The sequence below is a fragment of the Desulfobacter sp. genome (genome assembly GCA_028768525.1).
Classification (GTDB): domain Bacteria; phylum Desulfobacterota; class Desulfobacteria; order Desulfobacterales; family Desulfobacteraceae; genus Desulfobacter.
The window spans coordinates 3,808,771-3,831,376 of sequence record CP054837.1 but is presented as its reverse complement, the minus strand read 5'-3'; the positions used below and the strand labels follow the sequence as shown (position 1 = coordinate 3,831,376).

Below are 22,606 nucleotides of genomic sequence, written 5' to 3'. Positions count from 1 at the left end.
CTGTCAGGCTCCTTTTTTCAGCCAGGTCATGGGATTGACCGGCTTGCCGTGGTGGCGGACTTCAAAATGGAGGCAGAGACCTTTAATGGAACCGGTGTCTCCAGCCGTTGCAATCACTTCTCCCGTGCCCACCGATTCTCCTTTTTTCTTAAACACCTCTTCCACATGGGCATACAGGGTATAGTAATTGTCTCCGTGGTTGATAATGACCAGGTTGCCGTACCCCTTGAGCCACCGGGCAAACATGACTTCCCCTTTGAACACCGAGCGTACGGGCTCTCCCCGTTCCACCCTTATATCAATTCCGCTTTGAAAAGTGAAGGAATTGTAATCCCCTTTCCTTGCCTTGCCGTAACGGGAAACGATTTTGCCCGGCACCGGTGCGGCCAGACGCCCCTTCTGCCGGACAAATGAGGTATTATCCAGGGCCGGGCTTCCCCGCATCCCCATCCGGTCCAGGGCCTGGTCAAGTGCTTTGGCCGAGGATTTCAATGATGCAATGGCAGCCTGGGACAATTTCTTCTTTTGGCGGATTTCCTGGAGGATGGCGGATTTCTTTCTGGACTCTTTTTCCCGGATGCGGATCTGCAGGGCCAGTTCCTCCTCCAATGCCGTTCGCGATGCGATCTGGCGGCTCAAATCATCTTCCAGCCGGCCCAGTTCCCTCAGGTCGCCGGCCTGCTTCTCCAGAAGGGAGAAATCAGAAGCCACCACCTTTTTAAGGGACTTCTGCTTGATAAAAAAATCAAATAGGGAGGCAGGAGGGCCTGCCATCTCCAGGCTGCCCATCATATGCATGCGGTACAGGGCATTGAGCCTGCGGCCGGCATAGGCCTGGTTCTTATCCATGGCTTTGGCCAATGTGCTGAGGCTCCCCTGTATCCGGTCAATCTCAAGGGTCAGGGCCCGGGTCTCCCGCCTCAGGTCAACCGACCGCACCCGTGCCTGGTTCAGGGCAAAATCAATGGCATTGAGCCCGTCCAGAATCTCCACCTCTTTTTCGGAAAAAGAGGCCACCTTCCGGGCCTCCTCCTCTATCTGCTGTTTTATGGCCTTTTTCCTGGCCCTGGCCGCTTCCGGGGCCGGATCGGCGGGCTTTGCCTTTATCTCTTCAGAATGGGGCGCGTCCTTTGGGGGTTTGGGTTTGAGAACTTTTGCCGTGACGGTCCTGGGTGCCGCCTGGGCCGGTTCAGATTGTACCAGAGCAATATACTGAGGCCGGTTGCGCACATATCCCTCTTCTCCGTGGTAACGGACCAGAAGCCAGCCGCCGATGCCGCCTCTGGCTTCCAGCACCTCCACTTCCTCTCCCTTGTCAAGCACCAGGACCACGGCACTGCCCCTGGCCGGCCGTTCCCTGATATTCAGCTTATGGGCGGTGACCGTTCCCTGATACAGGACCTCCGCCCCCGACGCTGCTGCCGGGACCAGTGCAAGCCATGCTAAAAGCCACGCACAGAGAAACGGTTTGCCTATTTTAAAATTTGCTTCAGGGATAAAAAGCATCCAAACCAACCTAAAAATGTACTTGAAAAAAGGATCACGGCCATGGCCTGCCAGGAAAGGAACCTGATGTCCATGTAGACATAGGAGCCCAGGTTCCGGGTGATGCCCGATGAAAGAGTGAGAAACCCTGCCAGCAGGAGCCCCATGCCCAGCAGGCCGCCCAGGAACCCCTGGAACACCCCCTCAACGTAAAACGGGGTTTTGATGAACCCTTCGGTGGCCCCCACCAGCCGCATTATTTCAACTTCTGTTTTTCTGGCATAAAAGGCCAGGCGCACCGTATTGGCCGTTATGAAAAGGGCGATCAGCAAAAAAAGGCTGCACATGGCATAGCCCGTCATCTTGAAAAGGTTGAATAATCTCAGAAACCGCCCCAGCCACCCCTGGCCGTATTCAACGGAATCCACCAGATCAATGCTTTCAATCCGGTCCGCCAGCGCCTTGACCTCTTCGAAACTGGAATAGGATACCATGGTGATTTCCAGGGCATGGGGAAGGGGGTTGGTCTTCAGGCTGGACAAAAACTCGGTTTTGGACCCCATTTCCTTTTGGAGCCGCGCCAGGGCCTTATCTCTGTGGATAAAGTGGACCTCCTGAATACCGCCAATGGCATTGAGCCGCTCCCTGAGACCGGGCAGCATGGGGGGCTGAAACTCCCCACTCAGATAAACCATGGCCCGCCCCCCCTGATTCCAGGACTCAAGCACCCGGCTGGCATTTTCAAAAAAAAGCATGAACACTGAAACCAGAAGGATTGAAAGAGCAATGGTCATCACGGTGATCAGGTTTAAAAACCGGTTGGACCGGATATCTGCATAGGCTTTTTTTAAAAATCGAATCATGGTTCAGTCTTCTTTGTTTAGTAGAGCATGGTGGAAATCCCTTTGAGTTTGCCGTCCTCAAGGGCGATATTCCGGCCCCGTACAGAGCTTTCGATGAGACCCAGGTTATGGCTGGCGATAAGGATGGTGGCCCCTTTTTTATGGTAATCCAGCAGCAGATCCAGCACCCTGCGGGCGGATTCCTTATCCAGGCTGCCCGTGGGTTCGTCGGCCAGGATGATGGCCGGTTCCCCGACCACGGCACGGGCCACAGCCACCCGCTGCTGTTCACCGCCGGAGAGGGTGGGCGGAAGGTGGTTGGCCTTTTTCTCCATGCCCGTCACCCGGAGTACATGCATCACCTTTTTTCGTATATAGGCGGGTTTCTCCCCGGCCACCTTGAGAACCAGGGCCACGTTTTCAAATACGGTCCTGTTGGGGATAAGCTTGAAATCCTGGAACACCATGCCGAAACGGCGCCGCAGAAAAGGCAGCTTGGAAGCTGAAATCCGGGCCAGGTTCATCCCGTCGATGAGGATCTGGCCTTCGGATACCCGCTCTGCCAGATAGAGCACCTTGAGCAGGGTCGACTTCCCCGCACCCGAGGGGCCTGAGACGATGATGAATTCGCCGGGCTCAATATCCAGGGTGATGTCATCCAGCGCCATCTTGCCGCCGTACCGTTTGCACACATTAAACAGTCTGATAATATTGGCTTTACCGCCGTCCGCGTTCATACACTCCTAAGCTGCTCCATCCCCTTAAAGACCCATGAATAATTGACTGAAATTGAATTTACTGATATAAACCGCTTGTGTCAAGGAGTGCTGCAAACAGTTTTTCTTACACAAAGCCTTCACTGAACCCGTAAACCGGCTTCTTCCAACCTCAGTGAAGGCTTTTTATGTATATACTTTGGAAGAGGCCGAAAGACCCTTTAGGAAAACCAATGATGCTTTTTGATTCCCACTGCCACATTGACGATAAGAGCTATGATGCCGATCTTCACGATGTAATGGACCGGGCCCGGGATGCCGGAGTCCGGGCAATGATGGTGGTGGGCATTGACCGGGCGACCTCCTGCAAAGCCATTGAAATTGCAGGGCGGTTCGACAACGTATTTACCTCCGTGGGCGTCCATCCCCACGACGCCATCCAGTGCTCGGCCACCGTGCTGGAGGAACTGCGGGCCATGGCCCTTGAAAACCCCTGCGTCAGGGCCTGGGGGGAAACCGGTTTGGACTTTAACCGCATGTTCTCCCCCACAGAGGACCAGGAAGCCTGCTTTTCGGCCCAGCTGGCCATGGCCGGCGAACTGGACCTGCCCATGATCTTCCATGAGAGGGACTCCAAGGGGAGGTTTTACGAAATCCTCAAATCCGACGGCCCTGCATCCCGGAAAGGGGTGGTCCACTGCTTTTCCGGCACAAAGGAAGAGATGTTCAAGTATCTGGATCTGGGATATTACATCGGCATCACCGGCATCCTCACCATCCTCCAGCGGGGGGAATACCTAAGACAGATCGCCCCCCTGATTCCCGAGGACCGGCTGCTCATTGAAACCGACGCCCCCTATCTCACGCCCAAACCCCAGAAGAATAAATTCCGGCGCAACGAACCTGCCTTTGTCGGTTCCGTGATGGAACGGCTGGCCCAGGTGCGTGGGGCGGATCCGGACCACCTGGCCCGGGCGGTGTTCAAGAACACTTTAAGACTTTATAATATCACCCTGGGCTCGGATTAACCCTTCCCGCCGCCTGCCCTACCCCTTTTCCATAAGTTTGGTCACGGCCTTTTCAAGGCCGTCCAGGGAAAGCTCGTACATGGAAAAAATCTTGGAGATGGTCAGGATGGTGTGGGTATACCCCCACATGGATTCGGAGACCGGGTTGAGCCAGACCGAATGGGAAAATGTATCGGTGAGAAATTTCAGCTGTTCAATACTGGGCCGCCCGCTGCGCTCGCTGATGTGAATGGAGCCGTCATGGGCCATGAGCTCGTAAGGCGCCATGCTGGCATCCCCCACCACAATGAGCCTGGTTTCCGGGTCCAGCCGTGAAAAGTCCATGATTTTTTTGGGCTTTTTATACCGGGATGAATCCTCCCAGAGGTAGTCGTAAATGGTGTTATGGAAAAAATAGGTCTTCACCTCTTTGAACTGGGCCCGGGCATAGTCAAACAGGGTCTGGACCACCTGGATGTAAGGGTCCATTGACCAGCCGCCGTTGTCAATGGCCAGAATCACTTTCAGCCGGTCCTTCATGGCCCGGTCGAATACCAGTTCAATCTCCCCGCCGTTGCGCATGGTCTCCCGGATGGTTTCGTCCACATTGATCTGGTCCCTGGGGCCGGCCGGGATCATATTGCGCAGCCGCTTGAGGGCCTCCCCGATATTGGCCTGGGTCAGGGGCCCGTGGGTGGAATAATCCTTGTACCGGCGTTCGTTGGCCACCTTGACGGCGGATTTATTCCTGGACTCGCCCCCCACCCGCATTCCCCCGGGGTGGTATCCGGAATGTCCCACAGGAGAATACCCCCCGGTGCCGATCCATTTGCCGCCCCCGTCGTGGCGGCCGTCCTGGTCCTTGAGCCGCTTTTTAAAATACTCAATGAGTTCGTCCGGGGACATCTTGTTGAGTTTTTCCTGGTCAACACCCAGGGCATCGGCCATGGTCTTGGGATTCTTCAGCCATTCGTCCAGCATGGCACGGGCCATGTCATCAATCTCAAAACCGGCATCCTCGGGCAGGGGCACCCCGTCAAAATGGTGAGCAAAGACCTGGTCGTATAGGTCGAAATACCGCTCGCTTTTCACCAAAATGGAACGGGCGCAGGTGTAGAACTCATCCAGACTGTTGATCAGCCCCTGGTGCAGGGCCTTTTGCAGGGTGAGAAAAGAGGTGGGCGATACGGGAATTCCCACATCCTTTAAAGTATAAAAAAACTTGAGAAACATAGGGAACCGCCCTTAAAAAAGTTTCCGCCGGGCCGTCATATTCTTTGCCCGCTCATAATCAGGGCTTTTTTTGAACAATACGCCCAAAAAGGGCATGCTGCCTTTGACCAGGTCCTTGGCATGGAAATCAGAATCGGCGTTCAGGGCCCGAATCCAATTGATCAGTTCCCGGGTGGCCGGTTTTTTTTCAATGCCGTCGATCTCACGCAGGGAATAAAAGGCAGAAATGGCATTCTCTGCCAGTTTGCTGTCGATGTCCGGGAAATGGACCCGGATAATCTTGCGCATCATTTTGGGCTCGGGGAAGGCGATGTGATGGAAGTTGCACCGGCCCAGGAATGGGTCTGACAGGTCTTTTTTGGCATTGGAGGTGATGATGATCACAGGCCGGTTAACGGCGGAAACGGTGCGGTCGGTTTCAATAATATCAAACTGCATCTGGTCCAGCACGTCCAGCATATCATCCTGGAAATCGGTGTCGGCCTTGTCGATCTCATCAATGAGCAGGACGGCCCGCCGGTCAGCACAAAAGGCCTGGCCGATCTTACCCATTTTAATATATTCCTCAATATTGCTCACGTTTCTGGAGGAGTCCCCGAACCTGGAATCATTGAGCCGGGTCAGGGTGTCGTACTGGTAGAGCGCCTCCACCAGTTTCATGCTGGATTTCACATTGAGGATGATCAGTGGCATATCCAGGGTATCGGCGATAGCATGGGCCAGCATGGTTTTGCCGGTTCCGGGCTCCCCCTTGAGCAGCAGGGGCATTTCCAGCTTCATGGATATATTGACAATGGAAGCCAGCTCCGGGTCCAGTACATATCGTTGTGCCCCCTGGAACTGGGCGTCTGGATTTTTTGTCATGGAAGTCTCCGTCAATCTGTTTCGGGTTTATAATACTGATGAACACTGTTCTGGTTAACAGGCCGGGTTTTTATAGTCAACTCTAAAATATTATTCCTGACCGGCAATGGCGAGTATTCTATAAGGCTCATTTCCAGGGCTACTGAATTTAAATTACAAAAACGTATTTTTATTCCGATATACCTGAACTTCTTAGAGATTGACACCCCCGGGATGACATGCTAAGTAAACTATCTTGATTTATTTGAGTTTAACGCCATGCAATAAATTTAGGAGCATATTATGATTGGTGGAATCGGAATGCCTGAACTGATAATTATCCTTGTTATCATCCTCATCATTTTCGGTGCAGGGAAACTGCCGGAAATCGGAGCCGGGCTGGGCAAAGGCATTAAAAACTTTAAGAAAGCCACAAAAGAACCCATTGAAGACAAAAAGGACGAACCGGAAAAAATCGAAAAAGATTAATTTTCAGATTTGTTCTCAATTTCCGGGCCGCCGGGTCCAGAATTTATCCAGCCGGGCAAGTAAATTGTCCGGCTGTTTTATTTTCCTCTCCGCAATCCTCTGCTGAAATTTTACCAATAAATTCCCCATAAAATTTTAATTACAAAAATGTAAGTATAAAAATCATAAAACAGACATTTTTGTAATTAAAATTTCGAATTTCCATATGTGCAGCATAGCTCCATTTTGCCATCCCGGCAAAACCCTTGACATCAAAGGGGTGGCACAGCCATTGCAGTATATCGGCTCCGAAGATTTAACGCGAGGGGCAGAAACGCCGCTCAAAACATAACAGGGACTGAATTCAGCATATGGAAAGCAGGGAAGCCAACCGGTTAATCGAACAAAAAGAAAACCTGATCAAAGAGTTTCTGGCGGGCAATGCCGAAAACTTCCTTGAACGGTTAACCGGCTGCCTTGATGAATACTTTCTTTCTGTATTTGAAAAGAGCATTGCCGCCCGTAAAATGGTCATTTCAGGAGATCCTTTTGCCGTCATTGCCCTGGGGGGATACGGCAGAAAGGAACAATGCATCCATTCGGATATCGACCTGCTCATCCTCTTTGACAAGACCGTCCCCCCGGATGTGGAAGCCTTTGTTCAGGAACTGCTCTATCCCCTGTGGGACGCCCGGTTCGAAGTGGGATACGCAGTCAGGAATATTGATGAGTGCATTAAAATGTCCTTTGAACGCTTCGATATCCTGACCACGGTACTGGATGCCCGGTTTATCTGCGGGGCCTCCCTGGTTTACTCCGCATTCATGGAAAAATTCAGGCAGCAACTGGCCGGCAAACACCTAAAGGACGCCCTGAATTACTTATATGAAAACGGAGAGAAACGCCTGGAAGACTTCGGCGACTCCACCTATCTTGTGGCACCTGACCTGAAATCCGGATTCGGCGGGCTGAGGGATTACCACACCCTGCTCTGGTACGCCAAAATCAAATCCGACATTAAATCCAGGCGGGACCTCGAGTACTACGGGTTTCTTTCCCATTTTGAATATACCAGCCTGGAAGAATCACTGGCCTATATCTGGAACATACGTAACCGGCTTCACTACATTTCCCGCCGGAAAAACGATACCCTGCATTTTGAATTACAGCCCGAGGTTGCAGGGTTCCTGAATTACACCAACACAACCGGTCGCCCCGAGGTGGAAATTTTCCTTGGAGAACTCCACGAAAAAATGGAATTCCTCAAGCAAATCTTCCAGATCACCTTTGAGGACATTGCCTCATCCTGCCGGATCAAAAAAGAGAGCGCCGCCCCCAAACCGGCCGGCACCAACGGCCTGGTGATCAAAAAACGCCGCCTCTTTTTTGCCAACACCGTGGTCATTCTCCAGGAACCGGATCTGCTGCTCAAAATATTCCTTGAAAGCGGACGGACCAAAACCCCGCTCTCCATTGAGGCCAGGCGGGTGGCTTCGGAGTTCAGGCATCTGGTGGATAAAAAAATGAGGCGGGATCCGGCCTGCATAAAAATATTCAAGCGGATCTTATCCCTCTCCTTCTGGAAATTCAACGTACTGAACGTCATGCTGTCCACGGGCATCCTCCAGCGGTTCATCCCGGAGTTCTCCCCACTGGTGGACAAAATCCAGTACAACCACTACCACCTTTTCCCGGTGGACAAGCATTCCATCCGCTGCGTCCAGATCATCAACAGTTTTAAAAGCCCGGACACGTCCATGATGAGCAACCTTTATGCCGGGGTATACAAGGATATCCGGAATAAAAATGTCCTGCTGGTGGCCGGACTCCTTCACGATATCGGAAAGGCCGACCCGGCCAAGGAACATTCCAGGCGGGGTGCCCGTATTGCCACCCCCATCATTGACCGACTGGGGTTCAATGATACGGAAAAAGAAGATATCCTTTTTCTCATCAGGCACCACCTCCTTCTGGCCAAAACCGCCACCCGGAGGGATATTTTTGATGAAGAGACGGCGGTTTACACTGCGGGCAAAGTGGGGAAAATCAGACTGCTGCGCATGCTCTTTTTGCTCACCGTGGCCGATTCCCAGGCCACCGGCCCGAAAGCCTGGAACGACTGGACCGAGCAGTTGCTCAAAGACCTTTTCCTCAAAACCATGGGGATACTCAAAACCGGGGAACTGGTCTCCAAAAAGAGCAGCCGCCTCATTGAAACAAAGAAAAAAGACGTCCTCACCCTACTCCGGGAAAGCTGGCGGGAGGAGGAAGTCAACCGGCAGCTTTCGGCCATGGCCAGAAGATATCTGCTATACGTACCCGCCCGCAACATCGTAGAGCACATCAATCTATACCGGAACCTGGGGGACCGGGAATTCATCTGGCAGATCACCAAGGACAACGGCTCGGATATGCGTACCGTTTCCATCTGCGGCAAGGACAAACCCGGGTTTTACTCCAAGATCGCCGGCGTATTCTTCCGCAACAATATTGATATCGCAGCGTCCCAGGCCTATTCCCTGGGGGACAGCCACATCCTGGACGTATTCAATGTCCGCCCGCCCAAGGACCGGCTTTTTGAAAAGGAAAAATGGGAAAAAGCCGAACGAGACCTGAACCAGGCCCTGGAAGACGACCACTACCTGGACAAGGCATTGGACAAAATTCCGTCCGAGATCACCATTGCATCGGGGCGGCAGCCGGAGCCCAACCAGGTCCGCATAGACAATGAAACCTCCAGTTTTTTTACCATCATTGAGGTGCTCACCTATGATTTCCCCGGCCTGCTTTTTGCCGTAACCAACACCCTGTACCGGAGCGGGCTCAACGTCAACGTGGCCATGGTGGCAACTAAAATAGACCAGGTCATCGATATTTTCTACGTCAAGGACCTGGACGGAGACCGTAAAATCGAATCCCAGGAAAAATTAGAACAGATAAAAACATCCACCATCAATTGTCTTCCCAAAGTCGCATCAAAGGAGGTTGTAAATGAGAAAAATTGAGGCAATTATCAAACCCTTTAAACTGGACGACGTCAAAGAGGCCTTAAGCGAAATAGGCATCTACGGCATGACCGTGACGGAAGTCAATGGTTACGGCCGGCAGAAAGGCCACAAAGAAATCTACAGGGGCGCGGAATATGTCGTGGATTTCGTTCCAAAAATCAAACTGGAAATCGTTGTCAATGACGAACGGCTGGATGAAGCCGTAACCACCATCCGCAACGCGGCCAACAGCGGCAAAATCGGTGACGGTAAAATATTTGTGCTGCCGGTTGAACAGGCCATCCGCGTCAGAACCGGAGAGAGCGGCGACGAAGCCATTTAAATCAGTTTTAACCCTAATAATAAACAGGCAAACAAAAACCACAAAACCAAAGAAAGGGAATCAACATGACACCTAAAGACGTAATCGCAATGGCAAAGGAAAACGATGTAAAAGTAGTCGATATCCGGTACATGGATTTCATCGGAACCTGGCAGCATTTTTCAGTGCCCATTTCCGAACTCTCAGAATCTGCATTTGAAGACGGTTTCGGCTTTGACGGATCTTCCATGCGGGCATGGCAGAACATCGACAACTCCGACATGATCGTTATCCCCGAACCGGAGACCGCCAAAATCGATCCATTTTTCAAGGTCCCGACCCTGGCCATCATCGGTAATATCCACGACCCCATCACCCAGGAATCCTACAGCCGCGACCCCAGGGGCATCGCCAAAAGAACCGAAGCGTATATCAAGAGCACCGGCCTGGGCGACACTATTTTTGTTGGACCCGAGCCTGAATTCTTTATCTTCTCCAACATCCGTTACGCCTCTGATCCCCAGGCATCCTTTTTTGAAATTGACTCTCCGGAAGCCCATTGGAACACCGGCGACGGCTCCGAACCCAACCTGGGCTACAAAATCAAACCCAAACACGGCTATTTCCCCCTTCCGCCGACAGATCAGTACCAGGACATGAGAACCGAAATGATGCTCACCCTGGAAGAACTGGGTATTGAAATGGAATGCCAGCACCACGAGGTCGCCTCGGCCGGACAGTCTGAAATCGACCTGCGCTTCGACTCCCTGCTCAAAATGGGTGACAAGCTGGCCTGGTTCAAATATGTCCTCAGAAACGTGGCTGCCAAATACGGCCACACCGTCACTTTCATGCCCAAACCCCTGTACGGCGACAACGGTACCGGCATGCACACCCACATGAGCTTTTGGAAAGACGGCGAACCCACCTTTGCCGGCAATAAATATGCAGGCCTTTCCGATAACGCCCTCTGGGCCATCGGCGGCATCATGAAACACTGCAAGGCGCTTTGTGCCATCACCAACCCCACCACTAACTCCTACAAGCGTCTGGTGCCGGGATTTGAAGCGCCCATCAAACTGGCCTACTCCAGCCGGAACCGCTCCGCCGCCATCCGTCTGCCCATGTACTCCGGCTCTCCCAAAGCCAAACGGATCGAATTCAGAACACCGGATCCCTCTGCCAACGGCTACATGGCTTTCTCCGCCATCGCCATGGCCATGATGGATGGCATCCAGAACAAAATTGATCCCGGCGATCCCATGGACAAAAACATCTATGACCTGCCCCCCGAGGAACTGGCAGAAATCAAATCTGCACCGGGTTCCCTGGAAGAAGCACTGGACGCCCTGGCCGCAGACCACGACTTCCTGCTCAAGGGCGACGTATTCACCAAGGACGTCATTGACTACTGGATTGACTACAAAATGGAAAATGAAGTCAAACCGGTCATCAGCCGTCCCCATCCCCATGAGTTCTACCTGTACTATGACATCTAATTCCTAAGCGCCTGCTGAGGAAACACCTAAGGCCCGGAAACGCTTTGTTTCCGGGCCTTCCCGCCTCCCTGCATCCCCTTTCATTTTTTTTAATGCATTCAAAAACAAAATAAGCTATATAAACAGACTGGAATAATTGCCGGAACAGGACTGAAACGCTTTAAACCAGTAAGGGATCAGACACCTTGAATATGAAAAAACTCAACCTGCCTGTCGTAACTGCCCTGGGAATGCTTTTCTTTTTATGCGCGTCTTCCATACCGCCAGATGTCCGGGCTGCCGCCCCGGCTAAAGAGAACCTGTTGGCCCCCCTGGCACAGCGGCTGATAAAAGACGGATTTGACGCGGACAAAATCCAGGCCCTGTTTTCCAAAGAGAATGTTTTTTTCACCCCCGACGGGGTCTCGCTATTTTTCATTCATTCAGAGTCCAGCCTGAACTACGACCAATTTTCTTCGTCCAAATCCATTGCCAAGGCCAAAAAATACATGGCCCGGCACAAAGAAGCCCTGGATAATGTGGAAAATGCATTGGGGGTGGACAAAACCATCATCACAGCCATCATCCTGGTGGAGACCCGGCTGGGAACCTACCTGGGCAAACGGACGGTGATCAACACCCTGTCCACCATGGCCGCCCTCACGGATAGACCCCTCCAGGAAAAAGTATGGGCCGCCATACCGGATAAGAAAAAGCCCAAACGGGCAACCTTTGATAAAAAAGTGGAGAAACGGACCCAATGGGGCTATGAGGAACTTAAGGCCCTGATCCGCTACGCCGATCGGGAAGGCATTGACCCGGCCGCCATCAAGGGCTCTTACGCCGGTGCCATGGGCATCTCCCAATTCATGCCCTCAAACGCCCTGACCCTGGCCAGGGACGGCAATGCCGACGGCCGGGTGGACCTCTTCGACCATAACGATGCCATTTTTTCCGTGGCCAATTTTTTAAGACACCACGGCTGGAAACCGGGCATCAGCCGCCAGCAGCAACACAAGGTCCTTTTCAGATACAACCACAGCAATTACTATGTGGACGCCCTTCTGAAAATTTCCGACAAATTAAAATAAACAAGGAAACACAGCAGAACCAATGGAAGATACATTATTATACATCCTCATTGCCGTCGGGCTATCGTTTATCCTGACCATGGCCGCCCTCATAGACATCATCAAAAAGGATTTCCCCACGGTAAAAGACAAGTTTGTCTGGCACCTGGTGGCCATTATTCCGGTCATCGGATGGCTCCTCTATTTTGCCCTGGGTGCCAAAAAAGGAAAAAAGAAAACATTTACCCCGTAATTCCAATTGACTTTTATACGGTTTCATTATAAAAGTTAGCGTTCAATTGATGTGGTCCCATCGTCTAGCGGTTAGGACGCTGGCCTCTCACGCCGGAAACCGGGGTTCGATTCCCCGTGGGATCACCACTTAGAGTATCAAGGCTCTCAGCGTTTTGCTGGGGGCCTTTTTAGTTTCTGGGGACTTGGGTTCCCCACACTATTCCCCACACATTTCATCAATTTGAAGGTAATTCCAGGTAAAAATATTGCCTAACCCAGGTTGTCATACACCCTTTTGAATTTTTTAGGCTGGGCTTCGTAATACATTCACGTGGGGCCCCACACGATACACTACAAATTTTCTAAAGCCCCTTTGATTCTCTGTGGATCTCTTCTTAAATCGAGCACCCGCCATACAGTGGCGACGGATTTTTCTTTCAGTTTGTAGCGTATGGAAATCTTTTTGAAAGCATCCGGTGGCAACCATAGAATATTGGATGAATACCGGCGTAGAGCGTTAGAGAATCGATATCTGAGAACAAAGAATCAAAAAAGTATTCTCCCAGCCCGTCGCTTTGTTCCTCATAGAATTGTCGACCTTCTGCAAGGCCTGACATGGCTGAAGAGAGAATCTCAATTTTCATTCAAAGTGTTTCCGTAGTTCTTTTTTGGCAGTATGCCAATCTACAATTCTCTCTTTACCTTCTGCAAGACGCTTTTCTGTTTCCTGAAGGGCCTTTTTATGCCAGGTCGGCGATTCGAGCAGCTCTTCCTCTGATAATAAATCCGCCCACAAAGCATCCACCATCCTGAGTTTTTCTTCTCTGGTGAGGTGCTTTATTTCTATTGCATTCTGCATGGTTCAATCCTTTTATATTTAAAAAAAAATTAACACTAATGGCCATTAGTGTCAATTTCATCAAATAGTTTTGCAAGTGAAATGCTCCGCCACTACATCTACATTAAAACAAAAATTTTCCGGTTCCCCTCCGGTCCCTTGAAACGTCGGGAATAACCTCTTCAAAAGCAGTATTGAATTGAAACAAGTGGTCTTTTTTCCCTATAGTCACACCTCTCAAGATATGAAAAAAATCCAGGCAATATTGCACGAATTGAGATCCAGCAACGCCCACTTATCCAACCGGTTGGAAGAGAAGGTTCAGAATTGTCAATGGGCGTTGAGGCGTGTCCGTTGCCTGCAGTTATATCCGATTTCAAAGGGAAGGCGAAAGGTTTATGGCGGGGCCCGCAGGCGACAAAGTTGGGTGCGCCCCTGGGCAGATATTTTTCGCTATGTACCCAAGGGCGCGCCTTGAATAAGGCTTAAAATTCGGCGCTTAATTTTGAAGGTTTGATTCCGGTTTCGGGCCTTAAATGGGATCAGTACTGCTTTTCCCGCTGGACGGATCCGTCCTTTTTATAATAAGTCCACTTGCCGCTTTTTTTGCCGGTGGTGTAGTGCCCCTGGATACGGGACTTTCCGCTGTCGTGGTAGGTTTGGTAGGCACCGTCGCGCTTCCCGTCCTTGTACTGACATTCCGTCACGACCTTGCCGGCGGGGTTGAACTCCTTGTACAGTCCGTGCTTTTTGCCGTTTTTGTAAATGATTTCCTGGTACAGGGTAAAGTCATTGAGGGAGTAGACAAAGCTTTTTCCCTCCTTGATGTCGTCCTTGTAGCAGGTTTCCTGAATGGGCTTCCCTTCCTTGTACCAGATTTCATACCCGTTTCGCTTACCGTTGACTATGGAGATTTCCTTTACCGTATTTCCGGCGGAATCCTTAATTACGGACGTGCCTGTGAAGGGGGCGCCATCCATGCGGAAAAGCTTGGCACCGGCGTCGTATTGGATTTTAAGGCTGCTGACGTTCGGAGTCTGGGTGGTCATTTTGCAAAGTGCAGGCGAGACAAGCAAGAGAACAGCGGCGAGGGTCAAAAGAACGCGTTTCATGATTTCTCCTTAAATTGAGAATTAATTTACATATCGCGGGAGGGTATCTGATTTCCCGGGTGAAGTAAATTCTTTTTTCTGTGGGATTTAAATATGGGATAGGAAGACGTTTCAGAATTTTTACTTGGATTGGCCCGGGATCCGGATCAGATTCATCTGGACATTCGTTCGCATCTTTTTTACAATTACATTTCTATAAGTTGGGTATAAACTGCACTTAAAGGTATAACTATGGACATTAATGGGACCAATACCGGCGCATCAACCTATGCGATGAAAAAAGCCATAGAGATGCCTAGGGACATACTCAATCTCGTTCAGCAAATTCCCAATACCGAAAGCCAGTCGCTTAATTCAGAAAGGCCTGTAGTTAAGCAGGCATCCGACCCTGCAAGGATCGCAGGCAAAGGCAATATTATTGATATCATAGCCTGATTTTCAGATTAAACCGGCATCAGCCATCTCACCAATTAATGAGCATTTAAAGCCTCATTATCCGTTTCCTTTTTTTTATCTCCGTCTTGACAAACAGTTATATTAGCTTATTCTAAATTAGAAAAGACTAATACATAAAAAAGGGACAGGCTATGGAACAATTTGATCCTCAAAGACTTGAAGAAAACGCAGAAAAGGCTGCGAAGCTGCTCAAAATCATGAGCCACCCCAGCCGCCTGATGGTGTTGTGCCACCTGTTGAAAGGTGAATGCCCTGTCAGCGTACTCAATCAAGCTGTTCCCTTAAGTCAGTCGGCCCTTTCCCAGCATCTGGCAGGCTTGCGAAAGGCAGGTCTTGTGGACACACGGCGGGAGCGCCAGGTGATCTATTACCGCCTCAACAGCCGGGCAGTGTCAGGGATACTTGAGGCGCTTTACAACATCTATTGCAATAAAAACCATGAGGAGAAATAATTATGAACGGACAATTGAACTGGTTTAAAGGAGGTCTTTTACTGGGAGCGGCTTTCCTTGTCGCGGTTGCTTTCGTCAAACCCATCGGTGTATCAACACAATTTGTCATTGCCGACGGCATAGTGTGGAACCTGTTCTCAGACGAGGTGGTCCAAAAAGCCCCTGATAGCAAAACAGGCTACTCAAGCCCTAATGCATATCTGAATAAAAGCGGCGGCAAATACGCTAAAAACGTTGCCAACCCGGTGAACTACAGCTTTGTATTTGTCATTGCCATGGTTGCAGGGGCATGGTTATCCTCCCGCCTGGGCGGCCCCAAGCCCACAGCGTCTGACCGGAATGCACCCGAAGTCTGGCGCCGGCGCTTCGGGGAGAATCCCACATTGCGTTACGTGACCGTATTTTTTGCCGGATTGATCGTACTTTTTGGCGCCCGGCTGGCCGGCGGCTGCACCAGCGGGCACATGATGAGCGGTATGATGCAGACATCATTGAGCGGCTATCTGTTCGCATTCGGAGCCTTTGCCGCGGCCGTTCCGGCAGCCGTTTTAGTCTATAAAAGAAACTAGGAGGTGCGTTATGACGATCTTACTTGCAATCCTGATTGGAATATTCTTCGGATTTGCCCTTCAACGGGTCGGGGCGACGAACCCCCAAAACATTATCAATATGCTGCGCTTAAAGGACCTACACCTTATGAAAGCCATCTTTTTTGCCATTGGAATCAGCAGTACCCTTTTGTTTGTGCTGATGGCCGCTGGCGTCATCGACGCCGGGCACCTTTCTGTAAAGAGCAGCTACATTGGCGTCATCGTGGGTGGCGCGCTGCTGGGCCTGGGATTTGCCGTGGCCGGTTACTGCCCCGGCACGGGCCTGACCGCGCTGGCAGACGGTCGGAAGGACGCCCTGTTTTTTGTGGGGGGCGGCCTGCTGGGTGCCCTGATTTACACCCTGGTCTACGGCAGCATCAAAGGGACGGGGCTATTTGATAAAATCGCTGGCGGGAAGGTGATGCTGGCAACAGGTTCGGATAAATTCCAGGCATTGTTGCCCTTTATCCCGGGCACCGCTCTGGCCGCCGCCATCGGGATTGCGTTCATGCTTATTGCCTGGAAACTACCTGACAAAGTCTGATTTCAACCATTCCATTCAAAGGCCCGGCCTCCCGCCGGGCCTTTTCCGATATCCCGGCTGTTGTCCGGGTATCTTCCCCTTAATTGCCGATGGCGTCCATTGAGGCAAAGCGCGGCTCATGGAGAGGGATGAGAATATCCGCCTCTTCCTTGATCCGGGCCATGATATCATAGGCTTCATAGACATCCACATGGGTCCCGGGCGGAATCACATCCATTTCCATGCCCCGGATTTCGGGTGGGGGATCGTAATTTTCATCAATGATGCAAAAACCGGTGATGGCCGCCTTGCCCTTTGGGGTGTCGATGAATACCGTGAGCCCCCCCCTGGTGTGGACCGGGGTATGGACCACCCGAATACCCTCGACAATTTCCATATCTTCGGTAACCACGGTGATCTGGCCGTTGTCCTCCACATCCTCGATATAATCCTCCAGGTAGCGGTAGTCCAGGGGATGGGGATTGTGGACGGCGTCCAGTTCCTCCTGGCGGACGTAAAAGGTTGCATTTTCGCATTTATAATCGTTCTCGCAATGGTCCATGTGCAGGTGGGTGTGAATGACGATGTCGATGTCGGCAGGGGTCAGGCCGTGTTTTTCCAGGCCCTCTTCAAAGGTGTATATCTTGCCCTTGATGGCCGCCTCCCGGTCTTGGGACCGGATGGGATTCATCTCCCCGGTGTCCACCAGAATATTTTTGTCTCCGCCCTTGATGATCCAGGTAAAAATGGGAATGGTATAGGTTTCGCCCTGGCCGTGCTGGTATGTCATCATACTTTTGTCAAAGACTTTGGTCCCCATGGCGACGGGATGGATGGTGTATGTGGTGCCCATAACGCTGATATCCTTTCACTAATGTTTCCCCGGTCTCTTTTCTTTCTATATGGAATGCAGGGAAAAGTGTCAATGGGCAGCACCCGAGCCGGGCTAAATTCCGGTGTTATCTGGCCTTTTTCACCGACCTGGTCAGAAGCACAATCCGGGTGCCGTTGCGATCCACATGCTTCACCGCGTTGTTTTCGTTTTCTCCGGGGCATTTGTCCCAGGCCAGAGCCTCTCTATTTACAGGACTGGATATTCTTTTTGCTCTCGGCAATACAACTTTGGCAGAAGCTGGCCATATCTTCCGCCGGGCTGAGGGCCAGGGCCCGCTCCATATGGACAATGGTCTGCTCCGGATCGTTTTCAGCATAAAAAACCGACCCCAGGCACATGTGGTAAACCGGATTGGCCGGATCAAAGCTGATGGCCCATTGATAGGCATCCCTGGCATCCCTCATCCGGCCTGAAGCGGCGTATATCTGTCCGATATTCCCCCATGCTCCGGCATTGTAGGGATCGATATCCAGGGCTTTTTTATAATGGTCGAATGCCGCCTCAAATTGTTCCTGCTTCTGTAAGATCAAACCGATTTTCAGATGGGTGGCATAATCGTAGGAATCAAGCACCAGGCTGTGCCGGTAACGATCCAGGGCCGTTTCAATCTCCCCAATCGCCTCGTGGTATTCACCCATGCAGGCGTGGACCAGGGGATCATCGGGATTCAGATCCAGGGCTCCCCGAAACTCGGCAAGGGCTTTTTCAGGCGTACTGGCGGCCAGGAAAAGAATCCCTCTGTCCAGAAAATCCGTGATGGTTTTGGGGGTGAACGCCTCAAGAGACCGGGCAAAAAAACTGTTCCTGAACCCGATGAACTCATTGAAGATGGGCACCAGGGTCCGCCATATCTTTTTGGTTTCCTCCCGGATTCCGATATAGCTGCAGCCCGCCAACAGGGGACGGTAAGGCGCAAACCCGTAGATCCGGCAGCACATGGGCCGGGCCTCGTAAATGAGACAACCTGCCTCGGAACTGTAGGGGCATCGGGCCGGGGTACCGCCGGATCCCTTCAGCCGCCCGTTGATATAATCAATAAAAGCATCCTGGAAATCGAGTCCTTCATGGTGATGGAGAATATAGTCGATCTCCATGGAGGACACCGGAAACCGATACCTGTGGTGGCAGCACTGGACACAGGTCCCGCAAAAATTACCGTCCTTATCCAATTCAAGGGAGGCAATTTTTTCGTTGAGGCGGCTGTAAATACTTGCCAGCCCGTAAATATAATTTTTGTCCAATACCTGCCCCCCTGAAACAATTACCAATGGTTAAAGGCAAAGACCCGGGCTGATATTTTTCCAGCCCGGGTCTTATCCATTTTAAACAACACGTCCCTAAAGGATCTGCTTGAGAAAGAGCTGGGTACGGGCATGGGTGGGGTTGGTGAAAAAATGCTCCGGGGTCCCCTCTTCTATGATCTTACCCTCGTCCATGAAAATGACCCGGTCGGCCACTTCCCGGGCAAAGCCCATTTCATGGGTGACGCAGACCATGGTCATGCCTTCTTTGGCCAGGGTTTTCATGACATCCAGGACCTCGCCGATCATTTCCGGGTCCAGGGCCGAGGTGGGCTCGTCAAAGAGCATGATCTTGGGATCCATGGCCAGTGCCCTGGCAATGGCCACCCGCTGCTGCTGGCCGCCGGAAAGATTGGAAGGCCAGGCATTGGCCTTGTTGGCGATGCCCACTTTTTCCAGCAGGGCCATGGCCTTGTCCTCCCGCTCCTTTTTGGTCCGTTTCCTCACCAGTTTCTGGGCAAGGGTCACGTTGCCGAGGATGGTCTGGTGGGGGAAAAGGTTGAATGACTGGAAGACCATTCCCATTTCCATCCTGACCTTGTTGATGTCGGTTTTGGGATCGAATATATCCACCCCGTCCACCATGATCTGGCCGTGGTCGGCGGTTTCCAGGCGATTGAGGCAGCGCAGGAAGGTGGATTTGCCCGAGCCGGAGGGCCCGATGACCACCACCACCTCGCCGGCGTTTATGGTATTGGTAACATCCACCAGGGCCTTGACCTCGTGGGGGACGAAAAATGTCTTATAGATATTTTTGACTTCTATCATCTTGTAGCCGTCCTCCTTTCCAGATACTGGACAAACATGGAAAGCGTAAAGGTCATGCTCAGGTAAAGGATGGCACAGACAAACCAGAGCTCAAAAGTCTGGAGGCTTGTCGTGATCCCCTCACGGGTGGCCTTGGTCAATTCCCGGATGGAAATCATGCCCAGCAGGGAGGAGTCCTTGATCAGGTTGATGAACTGGCCGGCCAGGGGCGGCAGGATGGTTTTCAGGGCCTGGGGCAGGATGATGTGAAACATACACTGGAAATAGGTCATGCCCTGGGACCTTGCCGCTTCCACCTGTCCGGGATGGATGGCCTCGATACCGGCCCTGACAATCTCCACCACATAGGCACCGGTGAACACGGAGAGCGCCATGATACCGTACCATTCCGGATTGAGCTTGGGAATCCCGTTCATCATCAGAATGGAATTCATGGTGGTGCCCAGAACAAAATAAAAAATCATGATCTGAACCAGCAGGGGCGACCCCCTGATGATTTCCACATAGGTGATGGCCGACCATTTGAGCACCGGCGTATCCGACACCCTGGCCACCCCGCCGATGATGCCCAGCAGGATCCCCAGGATCGTGGAAATAAATGAAATTTTCAGGGTGACCCATAGCCCCTTGGCAAGGATGCCCGGTTTCCAGCCCCCTTCGTATTCGGCAATGATATCCCCGGGGGAAACCATATCCCCTTCGACCCAGTCAAAGGACCCCTTGGGAACGGTATAGGTGGTTTCGTCGCCGTCGATTTCGACGGTAATGGCAACCTTATCCTTGTTCGGGGCAATGGTTTTGATTTCACCGTCCCCCTCGGCATGGATGGCCACCACTGGTTTGTACATAAAATATTTGGGCACCTTAAACCAGCGCCACTGGTAATCCACGGCCACGGTGGCCCCGTATACGGCGCCGATGACCGTGCAGATCAGGACAATAAATCCGATCACGGAAGCGGTGTAAGCCGTGGGGTTGCTCAGCCGCTTGATGTTGGATACTTTTTCTTCCATAATTTCGCCTTAAAAAAGAGGGCCGGCAATCGGCCAAACCTGCGCGGTTGGCGACTGCCGGCCCTTTATTAAATTCTACCCAGCAACCTGACTTTTATTCTGCTGCAAGATCTTTCTGCCATTCGTTGGACTTGATCCATTTGTCATAGGATTTCTGCCATCTGCCGTCGTTTTTATACTGGCGGATGAAGTTGTTCAGGAAGTTCAGGAAATCGGGATCGCCCTTTTTCACTGCCATGGCCAGGGGCTCAAAGGTAAAAGGTTTGTTCAGGGCAAAGGTTTTGCCTTCGCCGTGGGTGGCCTGGAAGAACTCGACCAGGGGAAGATCGTATACAGTGGCGTCGGCATTGCCCTGGATAACTTCCATGCAGGCTTCGGCTTCAACCTCAAAGGATTTGTAGGTGGCTTTGGGGATCAGGCGTTTAACGGCCTGTTCGCCGGTGGTGCCCAGTTTGGAGCATACGGTGTATTTGGGATCGTTAAGGTCTTTGTAGGATTTGATTTTGCCGGCGTGTTTTTTGTTGACCAGGATGGCCTGTCCCACAACGATGTAGGGCTCGGTGAAGTTGATGGCCAGGTTTCTTTCCTGGGTCAGGGTCATACCGGAAATGATGATGTCATACTTGTCGGTGATCAGGCCGGGGATGATGCCGTCCCAAGCAGTGTTCACCGGTGCGTATTTAACGCCCATGGCCTTGGACAGGGCTTTTGCCATATCAACATCAAAGCCGATGTACTGTCCCTTGGTGTTGGTCATCTCAAAGGGGAGGTAGCCGGATTCAAAACCGACGCGCAGCTGCCCTGATTTTACGATGGACTCAATGGTGGACGTTTTGGCCAGATTGATGTCGGCACTGAAGGCCGGGGCGGATACAAATAGGAATGCCAGTACAAATAACGAAACAAGAACTTTTTTCATCTTTCTCCTCCTAAATTGGTTGACGCGCTGCCCGCATCCAGCATGGAATCCGGGTAAACGATCATCAAGATTAAATAATGTTACACCCTCCTATTAGTGAAATTAATACTTAGCATAAATTTTCCAAATGGCAAGGACTATTTCCCCAATAGCCCGGATTTCGCCGATGTTGCTACCATATTAGCCACATATCCCGCAACTTATAAAATGTCAACACCCAATCCCCCTTCGCCGGCAGGATTTTTGCCGCTTCAATAAATAAATCCACCTAAGCCGGAGGAATCATTAAAAGAATGGTTTATCCATTTTAATTTCTACCTCGCCGGAATTTCGTACCCGGTTGACTTGCCGGGAAAATCCGTCGTATGATTGCCCGGAGATTAACCTTAAGGATTTTTTTGCATGGGCGCCGTACCGACTTCGATCCGGAAACACAATTTAAGACTGCTGGCCGTATCTGACTTCATTGACAGGGAGCTGACCCGGAAAATAGAAAAACGCACCCTGGGACCGGTGGACCTCATCATCTCCTGCGGCGACCTGGCACCGGAATACATCGCCATGCTCCGGGACCGCCTGGACGCCCCTCTTTACTATGTGCGGGGTAACCACGACATCCGCTACACCAGGGAAAATACCATGGGATGCGAAAACATCCACGGCAGGATTATCAGCGTGGGCAGCCTGAACATCCTGGGCCTGGAAGGGTCCATGTGGTATAATGGCGGACCCAACCAGTATACCGAAGCTGAAATGAAAAAAAACATTTTCTGGATGGGACTTAAAATCTGGCGGAAGAAACCCATCCATATGGTGGTCACCCACGCCTCCCCACGCCATATCCATGACCGGGAGGATCCCTGCCACCGGGGATTTGACTGCTTTAACCGCCTTATTGCAAAGCTGGCCCCGGATTATTTTATCCACGGCCACATCCATGATGCGTTTAACACCTTTGAAGACCGGGTCACCCGGGTAAAGGAAACACAGGTGATCAACACCTGCGGACATACATTAATCGATATCTGAATCCAATAAATGAATCAGATGAGGT

General features: G+C 51.5%; 24 protein-coding genes, 1 tRNA gene and 1 pseudogene. 13 read left to right on the top strand and 13 right to left on the bottom strand.

The annotated features are described in order from the left end of the window. Positions 1 to 3: 3 nt before the first annotated feature. From HUN04_17025 to HUN04_17015, 3 genes are read right to left on the bottom strand one after another with little or no spacing between them, the layout of a single operon-like run. On the bottom strand, positions 4 to 1,506 hold the full coding sequence (locus tag HUN04_17025) for a peptidoglycan DD-metalloendopeptidase family protein (protein WDP91306.1): 1,503 nt from the start codon (positions 1,504 to 1,506) through the stop codon (positions 4 to 6). Beyond that, entirely contained in the window at positions 1,473 to 2,348 is an 876-nt protein-coding gene (locus tag HUN04_17020; protein WDP91305.1) for an ABC transporter permease, read from the bottom strand. The genes HUN04_17025 and HUN04_17020 overlap by 34 nt, the downstream gene beginning before the upstream one ends. A gap of 17 nt (positions 2,349 to 2,365) precedes the next feature. Then, a complete protein-coding gene (locus HUN04_17015; GenBank protein WDP91304.1) occupies positions 2,366 to 3,064 on the bottom strand; it encodes an ATP-binding cassette domain-containing protein in 699 nt (232 codons plus the stop codon). 212 nt (positions 3,065 to 3,276) lie between these two features. Between HUN04_17015 and HUN04_17010 the strand changes: the two genes are divergently transcribed. Continuing rightward, positions 3,277 to 4,071 (top strand): TatD family hydrolase, encoded by a 795-nt coding sequence (locus HUN04_17010; protein WDP91303.1) that lies wholly within the window; start codon positions 3,277 to 3,279, stop codon positions 4,069 to 4,071. 18 nt (positions 4,072 to 4,089) lie between these two features. Here the strand turns inward: HUN04_17010 and HUN04_17005 are convergent, their stop codons facing one another. Together HUN04_17005 and HUN04_17000 are read right to left on the bottom strand one after the other, a co-directional pair. Further along, entirely contained in the window at positions 4,090 to 5,283 is a 1,194-nt protein-coding gene (locus HUN04_17005) for a hypothetical protein (GenBank protein WDP91302.1), read from the bottom strand. A 12-nt stretch (positions 5,284 to 5,295) separates the two neighbouring features. After that, on the bottom strand, positions 5,296 to 6,147 hold the full coding sequence (locus HUN04_17000) for a MoxR family ATPase (GenBank protein WDP91301.1): 852 nt from the start codon (positions 6,145 to 6,147) through the stop codon (positions 5,296 to 5,298). 282 nt (positions 6,148 to 6,429) lie between these two features. On the opposite strand from HUN04_17000, the gene tatA reads away from it, so the two are divergent. The 7 genes from tatA (at position 6,430) to HUN04_16965 (ending at position 12,832) form a co-directional block, all read left to right on the top strand. After that, positions 6,430 to 6,615 carry a twin-arginine translocase TatA/TatE family subunit gene (gene tatA / locus HUN04_16995; protein ID WDP91300.1) on the top strand — a complete coding sequence of 62 codons (186 nt, stop codon included), beginning with the start codon at positions 6,430 to 6,432 and terminating at the stop codon, positions 6,613 to 6,615. Between the two features lie 350 nt (positions 6,616 to 6,965). Continuing rightward, positions 6,966 to 9,599, top strand: a complete 2,634-nt coding sequence (glnD, locus tag HUN04_16990; protein WDP91299.1) for a [protein-PII] uridylyltransferase — start codon at positions 6,966 to 6,968, stop codon at positions 9,597 to 9,599. Continuing rightward, the gene (locus tag HUN04_16985) at positions 9,586 to 9,924 is read left to right on the top strand and encodes a P-II family nitrogen regulator (GenBank protein WDP91298.1); all 339 of its coding nucleotides are present in this window, start codon (positions 9,586 to 9,588) and stop codon (positions 9,922 to 9,924) included. Before glnD ends, HUN04_16985 begins: the two co-directional genes overlap by 14 nt. Before the next feature lie 65 nt (positions 9,925 to 9,989). Then, a complete protein-coding gene (gene glnA / locus HUN04_16980; protein ID WDP91297.1) occupies positions 9,990 to 11,402 on the top strand; it encodes a type I glutamate--ammonia ligase in 1,413 nt (470 codons plus the stop codon). A gap of 191 nt (positions 11,403 to 11,593) precedes the next feature. Further along, positions 11,594 to 12,472, top strand: coding sequence for a lytic murein transglycosylase (locus tag HUN04_16975; GenBank protein ID WDP91296.1), 879 nt, complete (start codon positions 11,594 to 11,596; stop codon positions 12,470 to 12,472). Positions 12,473 to 12,494: 22 nt separating this feature from the next. Further along, positions 12,495 to 12,704 (top strand): PLDc N-terminal domain-containing protein, encoded by a 210-nt coding sequence (locus tag HUN04_16970; protein ID WDP91295.1) that lies wholly within the window; start codon positions 12,495 to 12,497, stop codon positions 12,702 to 12,704. Between the two features lie 53 nt (positions 12,705 to 12,757). After that, positions 12,758 to 12,832 (top strand) — tRNA-Glu (locus HUN04_16965). Between the two features lie 204 nt (positions 12,833 to 13,036). Here HUN04_16965 and HUN04_16960 read toward each other — a convergent pair. From HUN04_16960 to HUN04_16950, 3 genes and pseudogenes are all read right to left on the bottom strand, one after another. Then, a pseudogene (locus tag HUN04_16960) lies at positions 13,037 to 13,329 on the bottom strand (type II toxin-antitoxin system RelE/ParE family toxin). Further along, on the bottom strand, positions 13,326 to 13,544 hold the full coding sequence (locus HUN04_16955; protein WDP91294.1) for an addiction module protein: 219 nt from the start codon (positions 13,542 to 13,544) through the stop codon (positions 13,326 to 13,328). Before HUN04_16955 ends, HUN04_16960 begins: the two are co-directional and overlap by 4 nt. Positions 13,545 to 14,065: 521 nt before the next feature. Further along, on the bottom strand, positions 14,066 to 14,635 hold the full coding sequence (locus HUN04_16950; protein ID WDP91293.1) for a hypothetical protein: 570 nt from the start codon (positions 14,633 to 14,635) through the stop codon (positions 14,066 to 14,068). A 231-nt stretch (positions 14,636 to 14,866) separates the two neighbouring features. Here HUN04_16950 and HUN04_16945 point away from each other — a divergent pair, with 231 nt between their 5' ends. From HUN04_16945 to HUN04_16930, 4 genes are all read left to right on the top strand, one after another. After that, positions 14,867 to 15,070: a hypothetical protein gene (locus tag HUN04_16945; protein ID WDP91292.1), complete on the top strand. Its 204-nt coding sequence runs from the start codon at positions 14,867 to 14,869 to the stop codon at positions 15,068 to 15,070. Positions 15,071 to 15,222: 152 nt separating this feature from the next. Then, positions 15,223 to 15,543, top strand: coding sequence for a helix-turn-helix transcriptional regulator (locus HUN04_16940; GenBank protein WDP91291.1), 321 nt, complete (start codon positions 15,223 to 15,225; stop codon positions 15,541 to 15,543). 2 nt (positions 15,544 to 15,545) lie between these two features. Continuing rightward, a complete protein-coding gene (locus HUN04_16935) occupies positions 15,546 to 16,112 on the top strand; it encodes a YeeE/YedE family protein (protein WDP91290.1) in 567 nt (188 codons plus the stop codon). Between the two features lie 10 nt (positions 16,113 to 16,122). Continuing rightward, complete coding sequence (locus tag HUN04_16930) at positions 16,123 to 16,677, top strand: YeeE/YedE family protein (protein WDP91289.1); 555 nt, start codon at positions 16,123 to 16,125, stop codon at positions 16,675 to 16,677. 79 nt (positions 16,678 to 16,756) lie between these two features. On the opposite strand, the gene HUN04_16925 is transcribed toward HUN04_16930, so the two are convergent. The 5 genes from HUN04_16925 to HUN04_16905 form a co-directional block, all read right to left on the bottom strand. Beyond that, the gene (locus HUN04_16925; protein ID WDP91288.1) at positions 16,757 to 17,509 is read right to left on the bottom strand and encodes an N-acyl homoserine lactonase family protein; all 753 of its coding nucleotides are present in this window, start codon (positions 17,507 to 17,509) and stop codon (positions 16,757 to 16,759) included. Positions 17,510 to 17,733: 224 nt separating this feature from the next. Further along, positions 17,734 to 18,792, bottom strand: coding sequence for a tetratricopeptide repeat protein (locus HUN04_16920; protein WDP91287.1), 1,059 nt, complete (start codon positions 18,790 to 18,792; stop codon positions 17,734 to 17,736). Positions 18,793 to 18,888: 96 nt separating this feature from the next. Continuing rightward, positions 18,889 to 19,620: an amino acid ABC transporter ATP-binding protein gene (locus HUN04_16915; GenBank protein ID WDP91286.1), complete on the bottom strand. Its 732-nt coding sequence runs from the start codon at positions 19,618 to 19,620 to the stop codon at positions 18,889 to 18,891. Continuing rightward, complete coding sequence (locus HUN04_16910) at positions 19,617 to 20,633, bottom strand: ABC transporter permease subunit (GenBank protein ID WDP91285.1); 1,017 nt, start codon at positions 20,631 to 20,633, stop codon at positions 19,617 to 19,619. The genes HUN04_16915 and HUN04_16910 overlap by 4 nt, the downstream gene beginning before the upstream one ends. A gap of 94 nt (positions 20,634 to 20,727) precedes the next feature. Further along, positions 20,728 to 21,552, bottom strand: coding sequence for a transporter substrate-binding domain-containing protein (locus HUN04_16905; GenBank protein ID WDP91284.1), 825 nt, complete (start codon positions 21,550 to 21,552; stop codon positions 20,728 to 20,730). Between the two features lie 402 nt (positions 21,553 to 21,954). Between HUN04_16905 and HUN04_16900 the strand changes: the two genes are divergently transcribed. Then, positions 21,955 to 22,581 (top strand): metallophosphoesterase, encoded by a 627-nt coding sequence (locus HUN04_16900; GenBank protein ID WDP91283.1) that lies wholly within the window; start codon positions 21,955 to 21,957, stop codon positions 22,579 to 22,581. The last annotated feature ends 25 nt before the right edge of the window (positions 22,582 to 22,606 follow it).

Bases quoted from the DNA above. Each gene is read 5' to 3' on its own strand.
- HUN04_17025 (WDP91306.1), bottom strand. From the start codon at position 1,506: ATGCTTTTTATCCCTGAAGCAAATTTTAAAATAGGCAAACCGTTTCTC.
- HUN04_17020 (WDP91305.1), bottom strand. From the start codon at position 2,348: ATGATTCGATTTTTAAAAAAAGCCTATGCAGATATCCGGTCCAACCGG.
- HUN04_17015 (WDP91304.1), bottom strand. From the start codon at position 3,064: ATGAACGCGGACGGCGGTAAAGCCAATATTATCAGACTGTTTAATGTG.
- HUN04_17010 (WDP91303.1), top strand. From the start codon at position 3,277: ATGATGCTTTTTGATTCCCACTGCCACATTGACGATAAGAGCTATGAT.
- HUN04_17005 (WDP91302.1), bottom strand. From the start codon at position 5,283: ATGTTTCTCAAGTTTTTTTATACTTTAAAGGATGTGGGAATTCCCGTA.
- HUN04_17000 (WDP91301.1), bottom strand. From the start codon at position 6,147: ATGACAAAAAATCCAGACGCCCAGTTCCAGGGGGCACAACGATATGTA.
- tatA (WDP91300.1), top strand. From the start codon at position 6,430: ATGATTGGTGGAATCGGAATGCCTGAACTGATAATTATCCTTGTTATC.
- glnD (WDP91299.1), top strand. From the start codon at position 6,966: ATGGAAAGCAGGGAAGCCAACCGGTTAATCGAACAAAAAGAAAACCTG.
- HUN04_16985 (WDP91298.1), top strand. From the start codon at position 9,586: ATGAGAAAAATTGAGGCAATTATCAAACCCTTTAAACTGGACGACGTC.
- glnA (WDP91297.1), top strand. From the start codon at position 9,990: ATGACACCTAAAGACGTAATCGCAATGGCAAAGGAAAACGATGTAAAA.
- HUN04_16975 (WDP91296.1), top strand. From the start codon at position 11,594: ATGAAAAAACTCAACCTGCCTGTCGTAACTGCCCTGGGAATGCTTTTC.
- HUN04_16970 (WDP91295.1), top strand. From the start codon at position 12,495: ATGGAAGATACATTATTATACATCCTCATTGCCGTCGGGCTATCGTTT.
- HUN04_16955 (WDP91294.1), bottom strand. From the start codon at position 13,544: ATGCAGAATGCAATAGAAATAAAGCACCTCACCAGAGAAGAAAAACTC.
- HUN04_16950 (WDP91293.1), bottom strand. From the start codon at position 14,635: ATGAAACGCGTTCTTTTGACCCTCGCCGCTGTTCTCTTGCTTGTCTCG.
- HUN04_16945 (WDP91292.1), top strand. From the start codon at position 14,867: ATGGACATTAATGGGACCAATACCGGCGCATCAACCTATGCGATGAAA.
- HUN04_16940 (WDP91291.1), top strand. From the start codon at position 15,223: ATGGAACAATTTGATCCTCAAAGACTTGAAGAAAACGCAGAAAAGGCT.
- HUN04_16935 (WDP91290.1), top strand. From the start codon at position 15,546: ATGAACGGACAATTGAACTGGTTTAAAGGAGGTCTTTTACTGGGAGCG.
- HUN04_16930 (WDP91289.1), top strand. From the start codon at position 16,123: ATGACGATCTTACTTGCAATCCTGATTGGAATATTCTTCGGATTTGCC.
- HUN04_16925 (WDP91288.1), bottom strand. From the start codon at position 17,509: ATGGGCACCACATACACCATCCATCCCGTCGCCATGGGGACCAAAGTC.
- HUN04_16915 (WDP91286.1), bottom strand. From the start codon at position 19,620: ATGATAGAAGTCAAAAATATCTATAAGACATTTTTCGTCCCCCACGAG.
- HUN04_16910 (WDP91285.1), bottom strand. From the start codon at position 20,633: ATGGAAGAAAAAGTATCCAACATCAAGCGGCTGAGCAACCCCACGGCT.
- HUN04_16905 (WDP91284.1), bottom strand. From the start codon at position 21,552: ATGAAAAAAGTTCTTGTTTCGTTATTTGTACTGGCATTCCTATTTGTA.
- HUN04_16900 (WDP91283.1), top strand. From the start codon at position 21,955: ATGGGCGCCGTACCGACTTCGATCCGGAAACACAATTTAAGACTGCTG.